Genomic DNA, 14625 nt, shown 5'->3' with positions numbered 1-14625 from the left:
TGTACAGAAAAGAAATTTTAGGCGCTGTTCATGAAGCATTGCTCAAGAAAAGTAGTCCTGTGGTAGGTGATCCGGGTGCATATGTTGTCCCTATGGGTCGAGCGATTGGTACTTCGGGAGAAACGAATATTAAGATATTGTTCGGCCTAGGACCAATCAGGTCATTACCGCCTATCCTGTTAAATAGAGAAATTCTATATGTTGTGTCCAAGGTGTGAGCAAGGAGATATTGTCAAGGTTAGGATTATAGTCCGCGACACTTACTTGTTCGTATGTCAAGAGTGCGAAGCTTCATGGCTTTTATACGAAGAAGTTGGGGTTAATGCCTTTGTCGACTATGGGACTTATATGCAAAGCCTAGGACTGAAACCACTATGGAGCGAGTTGCAAATTATTCCTGAATAGGTTAAAAGGCGACAGTCAGTTCTTCGTTAAAACTTGGCGAAACCAAGGCAATCAACGAAGTCAGCATGACTCGTGTAGGAAGGTGGATGTCTCCTGTTGAGTTGGCGCAGATGCAAAATACAAATAAAGTGGTGCTAGGAGCTGGAGGGCAAACCTTTATTTCGACTAACGGCATCGCCGACTTTAAAGGAGCTGCAGCCAAAGGCTCTGTCTATGTTAAATTTGATGTTCCAGCTAACAGCTTGCTGCAAGGCGGGAAAGATGGCTGGTTTAAAATGATTGGGCCTGAAGCTGGTAAGTCTCAACAATTCATGTTTAATAGGCAAGGCGGCGAACATCTTCCGGCGATCAAAAGTATTGAAGTTCTGGGTGAGAAGTGAGAAGTGAGAAGTCATGGATAGTTCCAGGTTTGATGAAAGCGTAAAACCACTTCTGAAGGGGTTTTCTCTAGAGTACTCATCATTAGCTGATGGAGATTTTGGTGACCTTGAAAGGATAGAGCTGGAAGGTTTCAATAAGCTAGGGACTATCGAATTTTGGTCCAAGGGTTGGGTGGGGATTGATATATATGACTTGGCTCTTGATAATCAGGTTATGAATGTGTTGCTCTCTCCAGAAGAGGGAGAATCTGTTTCTAAGGCATTTGATAGGTTTCTAGAAATATTAACGCAGGATAGTTGATGGTGCAAAAGGCGCGGGTACATCTCTAGGGCGAGGTCTTGCCTACGACAACCCATCTAACCTTATCCAGAGTCGTGTAAGTGAAATTCAGTCACAAATGTCTGCGAATTCTCAAGGCCGAATAACTATGGGTGTTGCGGTAGTAGAGGATGCGAATGGTGTTCGCTCTGTTCTGGTCAGTACAAGTTAACCTCGTAGCTACCTTCGTCCTGGAGTGAGCTTGCAAGAAGGCGAGAAAGTAGTTGTTGGAACCGGCCACGCAGAAGCGGATATTGTCAGCTATGCCAACGCTAACGGATTGAAAGCTTTTGATATCGGTGCGACACGCCCTGTCTGTGCATCATATCAGAACGTGATTGAGCCGACAGGACCAATGTGTCAACACCATTAAAACCACTGCCAAAGGCTAAGCAATGATTATGCGTTTAGAAATGGTTGAGAAAGGCCTTGTAGAAAAGCTTAAGTTAGTCAGTCAAGAGCAACGAAGAAGTGCTGTAAAAGTGGCTTGTGAACTTGCTTTTCAGGCCTGTCCAGTAGAAGTGCCTATTGTTGTCGAATCTCTTAGGCAGCTACGATCTGGTAATAAAATCACGACTGATCAGGTGTCTGGGCTAGATGCTTTAGCTGCACAGTTAGATGAGAAGTATTTTGACTTGCAAGACAGCCTGGATGAAGGGCAAAACTTAAATGAAGAAGGACTTCAGTTGTTTAGCCAGGCCCGCGCTGTATCGGCGCTGTCCTTAGCTGGTGGAGAGGATTCGCTTATGACAGCGACCGAAGCAATATATGAGGCATCATCAGCCGTTGATGATGGAACTTATATTTTTAAAGCAGTACTTTCGGTTTTGCCAGAGTCTTAATCAGCAGGTATTTTGCTTTGTCTGTGATCCGGCGCACTCTTGCGCCGGTATTTTCAGTTGCTGCTGCACCCTGATTGCGCCCTCTCTGCACTCAAGTTGCACCCGTTCTGTAGTCTTTCTGCACCTCAGTCTGACGACCTTCGGTCTACCTAACCAATACGCCCTTTTTCAGCATGATTTTTCGCTCCTTAACAGGAGCAAAATCTCAATACACAACACGTACCTCGTGCGAGGTGAGTATTTTCGTAAGCGCTCCATAAACCCCACTTGGCTAAAGATGGGTAAAGCGTTTAGCTGTGAAGTCGAGGTTCGCAGTTCCACGGCAGCAAGGCTTCGTAATCCTCTACCGATGTCGCCGTTGGCAAACGTTCAAGTGCGTGGCGCAGCCACGCATAGGGCTCCTGGCCGTTGGCTTTGGCAGTCTCGACCAAGCTGTACAGTTGAGCACTGGCCGTGGCGCCCTTGGGCGTGTCGCTAAACAGCCAGTTCTTTCTTCCCATCACGAAGGGGCGGATCGCGCGTTCTGCCGCGTTGTTGTCCATCGGCAAATACCCTTCCTCGACGTATCGCTCCAGCTTGCTCCAGTTACTTGCGAGGTAACTGATGGCTTTGCCCAAGGCATTCTGAGCGGTGACCTGGGGCTGCGTCTTTTCGATCCAGCTTTTCAACTGAGCCAGTATCGGCAGGTTATGTTCGTGACGGCCGTTTTTACGGTCAGCATCGCTACTGGCCTTCAAGTCGCGTTCGATCCCATACAGCTTGTTGATCAGGTTCAGCGCGATATCGGCACGCCCCGTTTTACCTTTGGGCTGCACTTTCTGTGCTTCAACAAACTGCGTCGCGCATGCGCCCAGCAGCCTAAACGCTCGACTCCAGTTTGGGCGCCCAAGGCGTTGTAACCGGCGTAATCATCGGTCATCACGTAACCGCGATAACCATTGAGCAGGCGCGTAGGCACCTCCTGCGCCCGGCTGATCGAGTAGTCGAAAAGGATCACCGGCTGATTCGGCGGCCCGCCGGTTTGCACCCACATCCAGGATTGGCTGCTCGATTCTCGATCTGGTTCTTTCAGCACTTGCACGCGCGTTTCGTCGCAGTGGATGACGCGGCTTTCCAGTAGCCGGTCGCGCATCAAATTCAGCAAGGGTTGCAGGTGTTCGCCGCACTGGATAACCCCGCGCGCCAAGGTCTGGCGTGGGATATCGATACCGTGGCGACCCAACACTTTTTCGACGCGATGCAATGGCAAGCCATCGACGTATTTGGTCGTCAGCAACATCGCCAGAACGCTGGGGCTGGCCATACTTTTTTCAATTAGTTGAGCAGGCTTGTCCGCGGTGACGGGTGCCGTTTCGCAGTGGCGGCAGCCATAGATTTTACGAACATGCTTGATGACCCGGATCTGCATCGGCACGATCTCAAGCTGCTCGCTGACTTCCTCGCCGATGGCGTGTTTGACCTTCTAAAAGCGGCATCACGTTTTGGGCGATCAAAACTACGCGATCTGAGATCGCGGAAGCATTGGGGGAACGGGTTTCGCGAGGTGCATCAAGACGCCAAAGCAACAGTCTACGCAACGGTTGAAGAAACCCTAGGGAAACTTTGAAGCAAGGCTACGTACGCCCTTAATTTGGATGGTAGTATTAACATTAAAAAGACAGACGCTGCATTTGGAAGGACTATAAAATGACATGCATGAATGATGTGAAGAAAATAATCTCTGCTCTTATTTCAAAAAATAAGATAGATTTTTGCCACGACGACTGGAGTGCTAACTATAGGCAAGACTGGGATGAGGAACTTTCAAAGGATTTGCGCCTTGCTTTTGATGATGTTGAAAAATTGATTGCTGGGGTAGAAAACAATGATGATGTTTTGAGTTTAGGGGCGCTCACTATGGCTCGCATTAGATTTTTAACGCTTTCAGATTACTTTTTAAATATTCATGAGGACTTAGAAAAAATGCTTGTGATCTACAGGGATAAGAATATTGAAATTCCTGAGGATTATAAGTACTGATTGGAGGTTTTTTATGATTGGAGAAAAATATTAAAGCTCTCGTTTTTGTTGGGGGAATAGCGTTGTTGTCGCTTGTTGAGGAAAACGAAAAGTACCGGGTTGAACACGTCAATCCTGATATCCGGTTCGACCAGCGCAGCCATGCCGTCAATGGATTTTCTAAAGTCAACGGTCTTGGGGTAGAGGTACACTTTCTCGACTTGAGCGTTGAGTCGCATCATGGTAGATGGGCTTCTAAAAAAATCGGGAATCCAGCTTCCGGCATTAGCTTTGCGTTTTGATTGGTGTTCATGGAGCGGTTACTGTAGTTGATCGGAGCGTCCCTAAACCCCCATCAATCCAAATTCCCAACCACCTTCCTATACTCCTCCCGCCCCTGACCCGTCTCCCGAGTCAATCGAATCTCGATCCCCTTGGGATTATTCTCCCGATTACCATCAAGCGTGTGCCAGTCATTGTCCGCCCTCCAGATCCGTGTCTGCATATCCACAATACCCGCAAGCACCGCAACCCCTTCCTTGGGCGCAGGCAGTGGATATCGATCACTCGGCAGGCCCATGGCGCGATAGAGCGTTCGGTCTTTCAGCCACCAGCGCACGCGTTGCAAACCTTCGCCCGATACGGCGGCACTGCGAATCACGTCCAGACGAAAGTCGCCCGTATCCGCAGCACGCACACTGACTGCTGCCGGGGCCTGAGGTCGGTCGTTCTGATCGCCGTCCAGGTCCGGTTCCTGCATTTCGATGCTGGCGCGCAGGGCCATGTCGCGCTCCAGCTGGTTAAAGGCGCGCAATAAGGATTCGGTCTGTTCGGTGTTTTCACGCAGTCGGGCGTCGGTGCGGGTCACGCTGTCCAGGCCGCGCCAGGCGATCAGGCTGACGATGGACATCAGCAGAATCGCGACCATCACTTCGAGCAGGGTAAAGCCACGCTGATGTTTGTTCATGGCGCACTGACCACGTTCAACTGGCCCAAGGCCGAACGTTCTACGCCCAGCGTGTGTTCGCCATCGGAGAGGCGGATGTGCAGCACCGGCGTGATCCATTCGGCGTTCAGTACGACGAATTGGCGAGGCTGGATCTGCACGCGCATGGACGGGGTTTCCCACTTGCGCGGATGGAGGTGCGGGTCGTCTGTGAAGTGATCAAAACCGTTGCCCTCTGCGTTGCGTCGCTGGAAAACGAAGCCTTTGCCATCGGCCAGCCAGGTGATCGGGCGGCCGTCGGCGCGGGCCTCGGCCTGGGCGATCTGCAGCAGTTGCGCGAGCCGTTGGCTGTCCTTGCGCAGCAGTGCGTCGGCATCGGGTTTGATGCTCAGGCTGACGGCGGCACTGGCGATGCCGATGATGACCAGCACCACCATCAGTTCGATCAAAGTGAAGCCCTGTTGCCTGTCCATGGTCATGAAGCCGGGGTCCTTGGTTGAGCCGCTATACCGACGCGCAGTCTGATGTAGACTCTGGTTCCAGACGAACAGGAGGTTCAGTCATGGCAGTTGCTTTTGGTGTATCGGCTCCGCGATTGTTGCAGTCAGCGGCCTTGCTTGCGGCGCTGGCAGGCGTGGTGGTCTGGTCTTCGTTATTGATGACATCGGCTCAGTCGTCCGCGCCCTTGCAGACGAGCGTAACCCAGGAAGGTGGTTCCGCCAGCTCGGCAAGCCAATGGTTTGCCAATCAGCCTTCGCAAGTGCAGATCAGTGTGTCCGGTGTCATGGCAGGCGCGCGAGGTGCGGTGGCGGTTATCCGGCTCAATGATGGTCCGGCGCGCAGCGTGATGGCGGGCGAGCGACTGGCGAGGGATGTGCGTCTGGTCGCGATAGAAGCGGACGGCGTGGTGATCGAGCGTGGATCGGAGCAGACCCGAATCAAGGTCAGCACGCTCTCCGAGGTCTCCGGGCTGCCGGACCTGATACGTCGCTGAATGGCTCACTGCGGCTTGACCCAGGGGCGGCCCAGTATTGTTTCCAGACGCGCCAGCGGCGGCCCTTGTCGCTCACGTTCCGACACCCTCACGTTTACGCGCATCAGCGTGCCACCGGCCATGGCGCTCAGGGTCTGATCGCAGCGCAGTAGCAGACGTCCCTGATCACAATCGAGGGTTTTCACACCAGCCTTTAGCTGACCTTCGAGACGTAATTCCGCGAGTCGGTTCTGCGCGGCCAGCAGGGCGATTGATCGGTCACGCAGCAGGCCATTGCTTTGTGTCATCCCACCTGCAACACGCACCGCTGCCGACATGGACACGGCGATAATTGCCAGCGCGACGAGCACCTCGACCAGGGTGAAACCACGTTCCTTGTGTGTCTGTCGCATGGTGCCTCCTGGCGGACTACAGGGGCGCAGAATAGCACTGGTCCACCGTTCTGATGCGAACGCAAATCACTGAATATTTCCCTCGTCCCGTTTTATAGTTTTGTTACACTGCGGCGCTGATAAGGATTATCAAGGGAAGTAGATATGGAAGTCGCGCGCGTCACGCAGCGGCCTGCAGGCCATCGCGCCCAGGCTGGTTTTACCCTGATCGAAATCATGGTTGTGGTCGTTATTCTGGGTATTCTGGCGGCCATCGTGGTCCCCAAAGTGCTGGACCGCCCCGATCAGGCCCGCGCTACGGCAGCCAGGCAGGATATCGGCGGTTTGATGCAGGCGCTCAAGCTTTACCGCCTCGATCACGGCAGTTATCCCACTCAGAATCAGGGCCTCAAGGTGCTCGTCGAGCGCCCGGCCAATGCCAGTAAAAGCAACTGGCGCTCCTACCTTGAACGACTGCCCAACGACCCGTGGGGTCGCCCCTACAATTACCTGAATCCTGGCGTCAACGGCGAGGTGGACATTTTCTCCCTCGGTGCCGATGGCCAGCCGGACGGTGACGGCGTGAATGCCGATATCGGCTCTTGGCAGCTTTAAGCGCTGCCATGAAAAACGTTCTCTTGAATGCGTCCCGACAGCGTGGCTCGGCGATCATCAGCGCGTTGCTGATCGCTGCAATCGTGGCGGTGATTGCGGCAGGCATGCTCACTCGTCAGGGCGTGCTGACTCGCAGCCTTGAAGCCGAGCAATCGCGTGTGCAGGGCAGTCAGCAGTTGTTGGGCGGGCTTGAGATCAGTCGCCAACTGCTGTGGGACTCGCGTCAGCAGGACGCTTCGACGCGCCTTGATCAGCCGTGGGCCAGACCGATCATCATCGACGCGTCGAATGCCGAGCCGGGTGAGTTCGAAGGGCAATTGCAGGATCAGCAAGGCAAGTTCAATCTGCGCAACCTGCTGACCAACCAACAGGCGGACATCGGGCAGCAGCGCAGCTTCGAGCGATTGTGCGAACTGATCGGCATCGATGCCGCACTGGCCCAGCGCATCAGTCAGCGGGTCATCGCGTCCTATCCAAGGCTGCTTTCCACGTCAATGTCGACGGGCTCGGCGAGCAGTTTCGACAGCGGTCGAGTGACTTCGCCCGGCACCGCGCAAACGCTTCTGCCAGCCACCCAGCCGATGCTGCGCAGCCTCGAAGACCTGCGTGGCATGGCCGGCCTGACCGAGGCCTCGCTAACGCGTCTCGACTACTACGTGAGTGTGCTACCGAGCAACACCTGGGTGAACGGCAATACGGCCAGCGCCGAGGTCTTGGCGGCGGTTATTCCCGGCCTGTCGTTGTCCAGAGCGCAGGCGGTGGTGTCCGAGCGCGACAGGGGTGTGTGGTTCGTCAACCGTGGCGACCTGATCAACCGGTTGCGGGTGCCCAAATTGACGGTCGACAACCTCAACGTCGGCGTCACCAGTGAGTGGTTCATGCTGCGCGGGCAGGCGCGTCCCCAGCAACGTCAGGTCAGAATCCAGGCCTTGCTGCATCGCGCCGGCGACACGCTGCCACGGGTCATCTGGTCACGGGTGGGCATATGAGCCGCTTGCGCATCGCCTTGCCGCCTCTGACTGAGTTGGCCCAGGAGACGACGGTGGCATTCGCTCGCCTGGACCGCGCAGGCCGTGTCGCCGAAAGCGGACACAGCACCTTGTCAGCCTTGGCCACAGGGCCGAAGACGTCGGGCGTTGAGTGCTACCTGCACCCGCTGGACAGCGTTCTGACTGTTATCGATCTTCCGCCGTTGAGCGGGTCGCGTCTCAAGGCTGCCGTTATCTGCGCCGCGCAAGGATTGATGCTCGGTAACAGCGATCAGATGCACATCGCCTACAGCGCCCGCGACGCGCAAGGTCATGTGCAGGTCGCCTGGCTGCCAAAAGAGTCGCTGGATCGGCTGACCGGGTTATTGAGTCAGATGCGCCTGCCATTGCGTGGGCTGTATCCGGCGCCGTTCGGTTTGCCGGTCCCTGTAGCAGGGCAGATCAGCGCAGGTCTGCTGGAAGAGCACTGGCTGCTGCGTCATGGTCTCGATCACGCCGTGGTGCAGCCTTGCGCTGGAGACGAACTGGATGAACGGCTCGTTTCGGGTGGCGAGCTTTGCTGGATTGGCCATGACGGAGCAGTTGATACGCAGACCTTGTCGACAGAGCAGGCGCTGAGCGGTGCCGCACCGGGCTGGAGTCTGCATGCGGGGCTTGGCCGTACAGCCAGTCAGGCGTCCAGTTGGACACCCGCTCTGATTTGCTGCGTGCTGGCGGTCGCCGTGTGGACGTTGGGGCTGAACCTCTATGCCGCTCGCGAGGCTGCGCAAGGGCAGACGCTCAAGGCCGGCATGAGTCAGCGCGTGAAGCAGGCTTTTCCAGAACTGCCGGTGATTCTCAACCCCTTGCAGCAAGCCCGTCAGCAGTTGGCCGCACGCCAGGGCGGTGCCGGAAGTGATCCCGGTCAGCGCTTCACTCATCTGATGAAACAGGCCGCCGAGGGCATGCCCTTCATGGCTGGCAGCGTGCAAAGCCTGACGTTCTCTGGCGACAGGTTGCAACTGCAAATTCTGGAAGAAACGCCGCAGGTGCCCGTCGACAGTGCTTGGCAGGACACACTGAAACAGGTCGGGTTGAGTGTCAGTCGCCAGGAGCGTTTGTGGACGCTGAGCCCGTTGGCTGAATCCACCTCAGCCGAGAGCGAAGAAGCTCAAGGCGACGATCATGAGTAGAGCCACGCTGAACCTTGCGAAAGCGCGCTGGCGAATCTGGCGTACCCGTGCAGCGACAGGCTGGTCTGGCCTGACGCGGCGGGAAAGGCAACTGGTGACCGGCGCTGCGTGGGTGCTGTCGGGTCTGGTGGTGTGGCTGCTATTGATCCAGCCGCCGTTGCAGAAAATCGCTTACTGGCAGGCCGAGACGCCCAAACTGCGTACTCAGAAAAAAACCCTCGAAACGTTGCTGCAACAACTGCCGGCTCCGTCCGCGCAAGTGTCAGGCCAGGGCCTGGAGCAGGCGTTGCGCGACAGTCTGGAAGCCGCCGGACTGGAGCAGGTCTATCGGTTGCAGGCTGATACCGAAACAGGTGATTCGACCTGGCAACTGACGTTCAATCAGGCTCCGGCCGATGGCGTCATGCGGTGGTTGCTGGAGCAGCCGCAACAGTTTTCGCTTTACGTTACCGAAGCCCGACTGCAACGCGCAGACGGGGCTTCCGCACAAGCCTCGGCAGGTCACTTGTCGGGGATCGTTCGCATGGATCAGGCGCCCGGCGCCAGCAAGGAAGCTTTATGAAGTGGTTAGGCTTCAATGATGTGCGCCCGTGTCGCAAGGCATTGCCTTTCGTGCTGCTGGCGCTGAGTGCATGCACCCACTCGACACCACCCCCGCCAATGGACAGCGAACTGGGCCAGCCCTTGGCCAACACGCAGCGCAGTGGCGACGCCTTGCTTGATCGCCAGCGTGCGCAGACCAGCGTGCCAAGTCAGCCCAGGGTGCAACATCCGATCAGCACGCCACGCAGGCAGAACGGCGGCCGTAGTCCTGCCGCAGCGCGTAGCATGCTGGGCAATCAACCGGTGCAACTCAATTTTGTCGACGCCGATATTCAGGCCGTCGTGCGTGCGCTGTCTCGCTCGACCGGCCAGCAGTTTCTGGTCGATCCGCGCGTCACCGGTACCCTGACCCTGGTCAGCGAAGGTCAGGTGCCTGCCGTTCAGGCTTACGACATGCTGTTGTCCGCCTTGCGCATGCAGGGTTTCAGCGTTGTCGATGTCGGCGGTGTTGCGCATGTGGTGCCCGAGGCGGATGCCAAGCTGCTGGGCGGGCCGATCTACAGCCCTGACAAACCGGCCGGCAATGGCATGCTGACCCGCACCTTTCGGCTGCAGTACGAAAACGCGGTCAACCTTATTCCGGTCCTGCGGCCCATCGTGTCGCCGAACAACCCGATCAATGCCTATCCCGGCAACAACACCATTGTGGTGACCGATTACGCGGAAAACCTGACCCGCGTCGCGCAGATCATCGACGGCATCGACACACCCAGCGCCATTGACACCGACGTGGTGTCGGTTCGCAACGGCATTGCCGTGGACATCGCCGGAATGGTCAGTGAGCTGCTGGACACCCAAGGCGGCGACCCGACCCAGAAGATCAGCGTGATCGGTGATCCGCGCTCCAACGCCATCATCATCCGGGCTGGCAGCCCCGAGCGTACCGAGCTGGCGCGTAACCTGATCTACAAACTGGATAACGCCCAGAGCAATCCCAGCAACCTGCATGTGGTCTATCTGCGCAATGCCCAGGCGGGCAAGCTGGCCCAGGCGTTGCGCGGTCTGCTGACGGGGGAGAGCGACAGCGGCGCGACCGATACTGCGCGGGCGATGCTCAGCGGCATGGGCGGGACGAGCAACAAGAATGAAGGGCAGGGCACCACCAGCACGTCCAGTGGCAGTGGCTCGGCAAGTGGTACAGGCAGCAACGGTTATGGGCAGGCCGGTGGCGCGACGGCGAGTGCGGGAGTCAGCGGTCAGCAGGGCGATCAGAGCACGGCGTTCACCGCAGGCGGGGTGACCATTCAGGCGGATGCGACCACCAACACCCTGCTGATCTCGGCGCCGGAACCCTTGTACCGCAATCTGCGTGAGGTGATCGACCAGCTGGATCAGCGGCGTGCCCAGGTGGTGATTGAAAGCCTGATCGTCGAAGTCAGTGAGGACGATGCCAACGAATTCGGCGTGCAGTGGCAGACCGGCAACCTGAGTGGCAGCGGTGTGTTCGGGGGTGCCAATCTGGGCGGCAGCGGATTGGTCCGTAACCCGGCTGGCGGCACGACTATCGATGTACTGCCGCCGGGGCTGAATGTCGGCGTGGTGAAAGGCGCAGTGACCATTCCGGGCATCGGCGAGGTGCTGGACCTCAAGGTGCTGGCGCGAGCGCTGAAGAGCAAAGGCGGCAGCAACGTGCTGTCCACGCCGAACCTGCTGACACTCGACAACGAAGCCGCGAGCATCTTCGTCGGCCAGACGATTCCGTTCGTCACCGGCAGCTACGTGACGGGCGGAGGCGGCACCAGCAACAACCCGTTCCAGACCGTGGAGCGCGAGGAAGTGGGTCTGAAGCTCAATGTACGGCCGCAGATTTCCGAGGGCGGTACTGTCAAGCTGGACATCTATCAAGAGGTCAGCAGCGTCGATCAGCGTGCGTCGGTCGACGCCGGAACCGTGACCAACAAGCGCGCCATCGACACCAGCATCCTGCTCGATGACGGGCAGATCATGGTCCTCGGCGGCCTGCTTCAGGATGGCTACAACCAGAGCAATGACGCAGTGCCTTGGCTGTCGAACATTCCAGTGCTGGGCGTGCTGTTTCGCAATGACCGGCGTCAGATGACCAAGACCAACCTGATGGTGTTCCTGCGGCCTTACATTATTCGTGACAGCGGCGCAGGGCGCAGCATCACGCTCAATCGCTACGAATACATGCGCCGGGCTCAGGGCAGCCTGCAGCCGGAACGCAACTGGGCGTTGCCGGACATGCAAGGACCGCAACTGCCGCCAGCGGCGAAGGCGATTCCCGAATCGGTGCCCGCGCCAGGACAGATGCCACGCGCGACGATTCGCGCCGTGCCAGTGCCTGCTCCATGACCGGGCTGCCCTATGCGTGGGCCAAGGCGCAGCGCATTCTGTTGCGGCGCAGCGAGCAGGGGGCGGTGCTGGTCCTGTGCCAGTCGACGCCCGGCTGGGCCATCAACGAGGCTCGCCGACAGTTCGGGCCGGCCACTCTGGAACGTGTTGACGATGCACAGATGGACGGGCTGCTGGCAGCCGCTTACGCCGACACCGGCAGTGCTGCTGCGGTGGTCGGTGCGGCCGAGAGCGAGGCAGATCTGGACCGTCTGATGCAGGACATCCCGGAAATCACCGACCTGCTGGATGCGCAGGACGGTGCGCCGGTGATCCGGATGATCAACGCGCTGTTCACCCAGGCGGCGCGGGACGAGGCCAGCGACATTCACATCGAACCCTACGAAAGCCATTCCGTGGTGCGCTACCGCGTCGACGGTACGCTGCGCGACGTGGTGTCGCCACGCAAGGCGCTGCATGGTTCGCTGGTCTCTCGGATCAAGATCATGGCGCAACTGGACATCGCCGAAAAACGTTTGCCGCAGGATGGACGAATCGCTTTGCGGGTGGCCGGACGACCGATCGACATTCGTGTCTCCACGGTGCCCACCGGCCATGGCGAGCGCGTGGTAATGCGTTTGCTGGACAAGCAGGCCGGACGCCTGCAACTGGAAACCCTGGGCATGGACCCGGACCTGCTCGCCAGACTCGATCACCTGATTCGTCAGCCCCATGGGATCGTGCTGGTTACGGGGCCTACCGGCAGCGGCAAGACCACCAGTCTCTATGCCGCGCTGGCACGACTGGACGCCAGCACCAGCAACATTCTGACCGTCGAGGATCCGGTGGAGTACGACCTGCCGGGCATCAGCCAGATTCAGGTCAACACCCGCATCGACATGACCTTTGCTCTCGCTCTGCGCGCCATCCTGCGTCAGGACCCGGACATCATCATGATCGGTGAGATTCGCGATCTGGAAACCGCTCAGATCGCCGTGCAGGCCTCGCTGACCGGCCACTTGGTGCTGGCGACGCTGCACACCAACGATTCGGTGTCGGCGGTCAACCGGCTGATCGATATGGGGGTCGAGCCCTTTCTGCTCGCTTCGTCGCTGCTGGGCGTGCTTGCCCAGCGTCTGGTGCGCCGTCTGTGCCCGCACTGCAAGCAGGAAGACCCGGCCGTGCCCGGCACCTGGCGTCCGGTGGGTTGTGCGGTCTGTAATCAGATCGGCTACAGCGGTCGTACCGGCATTCACGAACTGTTCTGTGTCGACGACGCTGTTCGCAGCCTGATTCACAGCGGTGCCGACGAACAGGCTTTGCGCGCGGCTGCACGCTATGCCGGGATGTTGAGCATGCGCGAGGATGGCGCTCGCTGGGTGCGCAGTGGCACCACGGCGCCTGAAGAAATTCTGCGCGTAACACGGGACGTCTGATGAATCGCTATCGCTACGAAGCCGCCAATGCGCAGGGCAGAATCGAATCCGGGCATCTGGAGGCCGACAGCCGCAACGCCGCCTTCGGCGTTCTGCGCAGCCGTGGGCTGACGGCGTTGCAGGTCGAGCCGGAAACGGTTCGGGCGGGCAGTGGAGGGCGCGGACTGTTCAGCGCCAGGCTTTCGGACACTGACCTGGCGTCGGTAACGCGCCAACTGGCAAGCCTGCTGGGTGCGGGACTGCCGCTGGATGAAGCGTTGACTGCCACGCTGGAACAGGCCGAGCGCAAACACATCATCCAGACCCTTGGCGCGGTGCGCAGCGATGTGCGCAGCGGCATGCGTCTGGCCGAAGCCCTGGCTGCTCGCCCCGGTGATTTTCCGGACATTTACCGGGCGTTGATTGCAGCGGGTGAAGAGTCGGGTGATCTGGCGCATGTCATGGAGCGTCTGGCGGATTACATCGAAGAGCGCAACGGCCTGCGTAGCAAGATCCTGACCGCGTTCATCTATCCCGGGGTCGTAGGGCTGGTGTCGATTGCCATCGTGATCTTTCTGCTCAGTTACGTGGTGCCACAAGTGGTCAGCGCCTTTTCACAGGCACGGCAGGATTTGCCGGGCCTCACGCTGGCCATGCTCAACGCCAGTGATTTCATTCGTGGCTGGGGTTGGTTGTGCCTGCTGGGTCTGACAATCAGCGTCTGGAGCTGGCGGATTTACCTGCGCAATCCCGCAGCGCGCCTGAGCTGGCACGCACGTGTACTGCGTTTGCCATTGATCGGTCGCTTCGTGCTGGGTCTCAACACCGCGCGCTTCGCCTCGACCCTGGCGATTCTCGGCGGCGCTGGTGTGCCCTTGCTGCGCGCGCTGGATGCGGCGCGTCAGACCCTGTCCAATGACCGTCTCAGCGAGAGCGTTACCGAAGCCACCGCCAAGGTGCGCGAAGGCGTGAATCTGGCCGCAGCCTTGCGTGTCGAGAAGGTCTTTCCGCCGCTGCTCATCCACCTTATTGCCAGCGGCGAGAAAACCGGCGCGTTACCGCCGATGCTGGAGCGTGCCGCGCAGACCCTGTCGCGGGATATCGAGCGTCGCGCCATGGGCATGACGGCATTGCTCGAGCCGCTGATGATCGTGGTGATGGGCGGTGTGGTATTGGTGATCGTGCTGGCGGTGCTGCTGCCGATCATCGAGATCAATCAACTGGTCGGTTGATGTGCCATGCAGAAGGCCCTCGATCAAGAGGGACTTCTGTTCAACAGGTCAA

General features: G+C 58.2%; 16 protein-coding genes and 1 pseudogene. 12 read left to right on the top strand and 5 right to left on the bottom strand.

Annotated features, from left to right (window positions below):
* Positions 1-470 precede the first annotated feature (470 nt).
* From AC0IXS_RS02610 to AC0IXS_RS02600, 3 genes are all read left to right on the top strand, one after another.
* On the top strand, positions 471-785 hold the full coding sequence (locus AC0IXS_RS02610) for a TreTu family toxin (protein ID WP_137201984.1): 315 nt from the start codon (positions 471-473) through the stop codon (positions 783-785).
* Between the two features lie 13 nt (positions 786-798).
* Complete coding sequence (locus tag AC0IXS_RS02605) at positions 799-1086, top strand: hypothetical protein (protein ID WP_057409802.1); 288 nt, start codon at positions 799-801, stop codon at positions 1084-1086.
* 413 nt (positions 1087-1499) lie between these two features.
* Positions 1500-1946: a hypothetical protein gene (locus tag AC0IXS_RS02600; protein ID WP_057409801.1), complete on the top strand. Its 447-nt coding sequence runs from the start codon at positions 1500-1502 to the stop codon at positions 1944-1946.
* 290 nt (positions 1947-2236) lie between these two features.
* On the opposite strand, the pseudogene tnpC reads toward AC0IXS_RS02600, so the two are convergent.
* A pseudogene (gene tnpC, locus AC0IXS_RS02595) lies at positions 2237-3402 on the bottom strand (IS66 family transposase); the annotation flags it as partial.
* Between the two features lie 239 nt (positions 3403-3641).
* On the opposite strand from tnpC, the gene AC0IXS_RS02590 reads away from it, so the two are divergent.
* Complete coding sequence (locus tag AC0IXS_RS02590) at positions 3642-3965, top strand: hypothetical protein (RefSeq protein WP_141699408.1); 324 nt, start codon at positions 3642-3644, stop codon at positions 3963-3965.
* An 11-nt stretch (positions 3966-3976) separates the two neighbouring features.
* On the opposite strand, the gene AC0IXS_RS02585 is transcribed toward AC0IXS_RS02590, so the two are convergent.
* The 3 genes from AC0IXS_RS02585 to AC0IXS_RS02575 form a co-directional block, all read right to left on the bottom strand.
* Positions 3977-4108, bottom strand: coding sequence for a hypothetical protein (locus tag AC0IXS_RS02585; protein ID WP_235806270.1), 132 nt, complete (start codon positions 4106-4108; stop codon positions 3977-3979).
* Positions 4109-4299: 191 nt separating this feature from the next.
* Positions 4300-4911, bottom strand: a complete 612-nt coding sequence (locus AC0IXS_RS02580) for a prepilin-type N-terminal cleavage/methylation domain-containing protein (protein ID WP_471823671.1) — start codon at positions 4909-4911, stop codon at positions 4300-4302.
* A complete protein-coding gene (locus AC0IXS_RS02575; RefSeq protein ID WP_471823669.1) occupies positions 4908-5369 on the bottom strand; it encodes a prepilin-type N-terminal cleavage/methylation domain-containing protein in 462 nt (153 codons plus the stop codon). Before AC0IXS_RS02575 ends, AC0IXS_RS02580 begins: the two co-directional genes overlap by 4 nt.
* A gap of 83 nt (positions 5370-5452) precedes the next feature.
* On the opposite strand from AC0IXS_RS02575, the gene AC0IXS_RS02570 reads away from it, so the two are divergent.
* On the top strand, positions 5453-5884 hold the full coding sequence (locus tag AC0IXS_RS02570) for a type II secretion system protein N (RefSeq protein ID WP_191954254.1): 432 nt from the start codon (positions 5453-5455) through the stop codon (positions 5882-5884).
* A 5-nt stretch (positions 5885-5889) separates the two neighbouring features.
* Here the strand turns inward: AC0IXS_RS02570 and gspI are convergent, their stop codons facing one another.
* Positions 5890-6276 (bottom strand): type II secretion system minor pseudopilin GspI, encoded by a 387-nt coding sequence (gene gspI, locus AC0IXS_RS02565; RefSeq protein WP_191957863.1) that lies wholly within the window; start codon positions 6274-6276, stop codon positions 5890-5892.
* A 144-nt stretch (positions 6277-6420) separates the two neighbouring features.
* Between gspI and gspG the strand changes: the two genes are divergently transcribed.
* Genes gspG through gspF form a run of 7 tightly spaced genes read left to right on the top strand, consistent with a single transcriptional unit; the run spans position 6421 to position 14573 of the window.
* Complete coding sequence (gene gspG, locus AC0IXS_RS02560; RefSeq protein ID WP_471823667.1) at positions 6421-6870, top strand: type II secretion system major pseudopilin GspG; 450 nt, start codon at positions 6421-6423, stop codon at positions 6868-6870.
* An 8-nt stretch (positions 6871-6878) separates the two neighbouring features.
* Positions 6879-7859, top strand: coding sequence for a type II secretion system minor pseudopilin GspK (gspK, locus tag AC0IXS_RS02555; protein WP_471823665.1), 981 nt, complete (start codon positions 6879-6881; stop codon positions 7857-7859).
* Complete coding sequence (gene gspL, locus AC0IXS_RS02550) at positions 7856-9031, top strand: type II secretion system protein GspL (protein WP_471823663.1); 1176 nt, start codon at positions 7856-7858, stop codon at positions 9029-9031. Before gspK ends, gspL begins: the two co-directional genes overlap by 4 nt.
* On the top strand, positions 9024-9593 hold the full coding sequence (gspM, locus tag AC0IXS_RS02545; RefSeq protein ID WP_122574279.1) for a type II secretion system protein GspM: 570 nt from the start codon (positions 9024-9026) through the stop codon (positions 9591-9593). The genes gspL and gspM overlap by 8 nt, the downstream gene beginning before the upstream one ends.
* Positions 9590-11947 carry a type II secretion system secretin GspD gene (gene gspD, locus AC0IXS_RS02540; RefSeq protein ID WP_471823661.1) on the top strand — a complete coding sequence of 786 codons (2358 nt, stop codon included), beginning with the start codon at positions 9590-9592 and terminating at the stop codon, positions 11945-11947. The genes gspM and gspD overlap by 4 nt, the downstream gene beginning before the upstream one ends.
* The gene (gspE, locus tag AC0IXS_RS02535; RefSeq protein WP_057408329.1) at positions 11944-13362 is read left to right on the top strand and encodes a type II secretion system ATPase GspE; all 1419 of its coding nucleotides are present in this window, start codon (positions 11944-11946) and stop codon (positions 13360-13362) included. The genes gspD and gspE overlap by 4 nt, the downstream gene beginning before the upstream one ends.
* The gene (gene gspF / locus AC0IXS_RS02530; protein ID WP_057408330.1) at positions 13362-14573 is read left to right on the top strand and encodes a type II secretion system inner membrane protein GspF; all 1212 of its coding nucleotides are present in this window, start codon (positions 13362-13364) and stop codon (positions 14571-14573) included. The genes gspE and gspF overlap by 1 nt, the downstream gene beginning before the upstream one ends.
* Positions 14574-14625 lie beyond the last annotated feature (52 nt).

The sequence above is a fragment of the Pseudomonas sp. AC016 genome (genome assembly GCF_979253365.1).
Note: the sequence above shows the minus strand (reverse complement) of the source record. Positions and strands in the feature narration are given on the sequence as shown.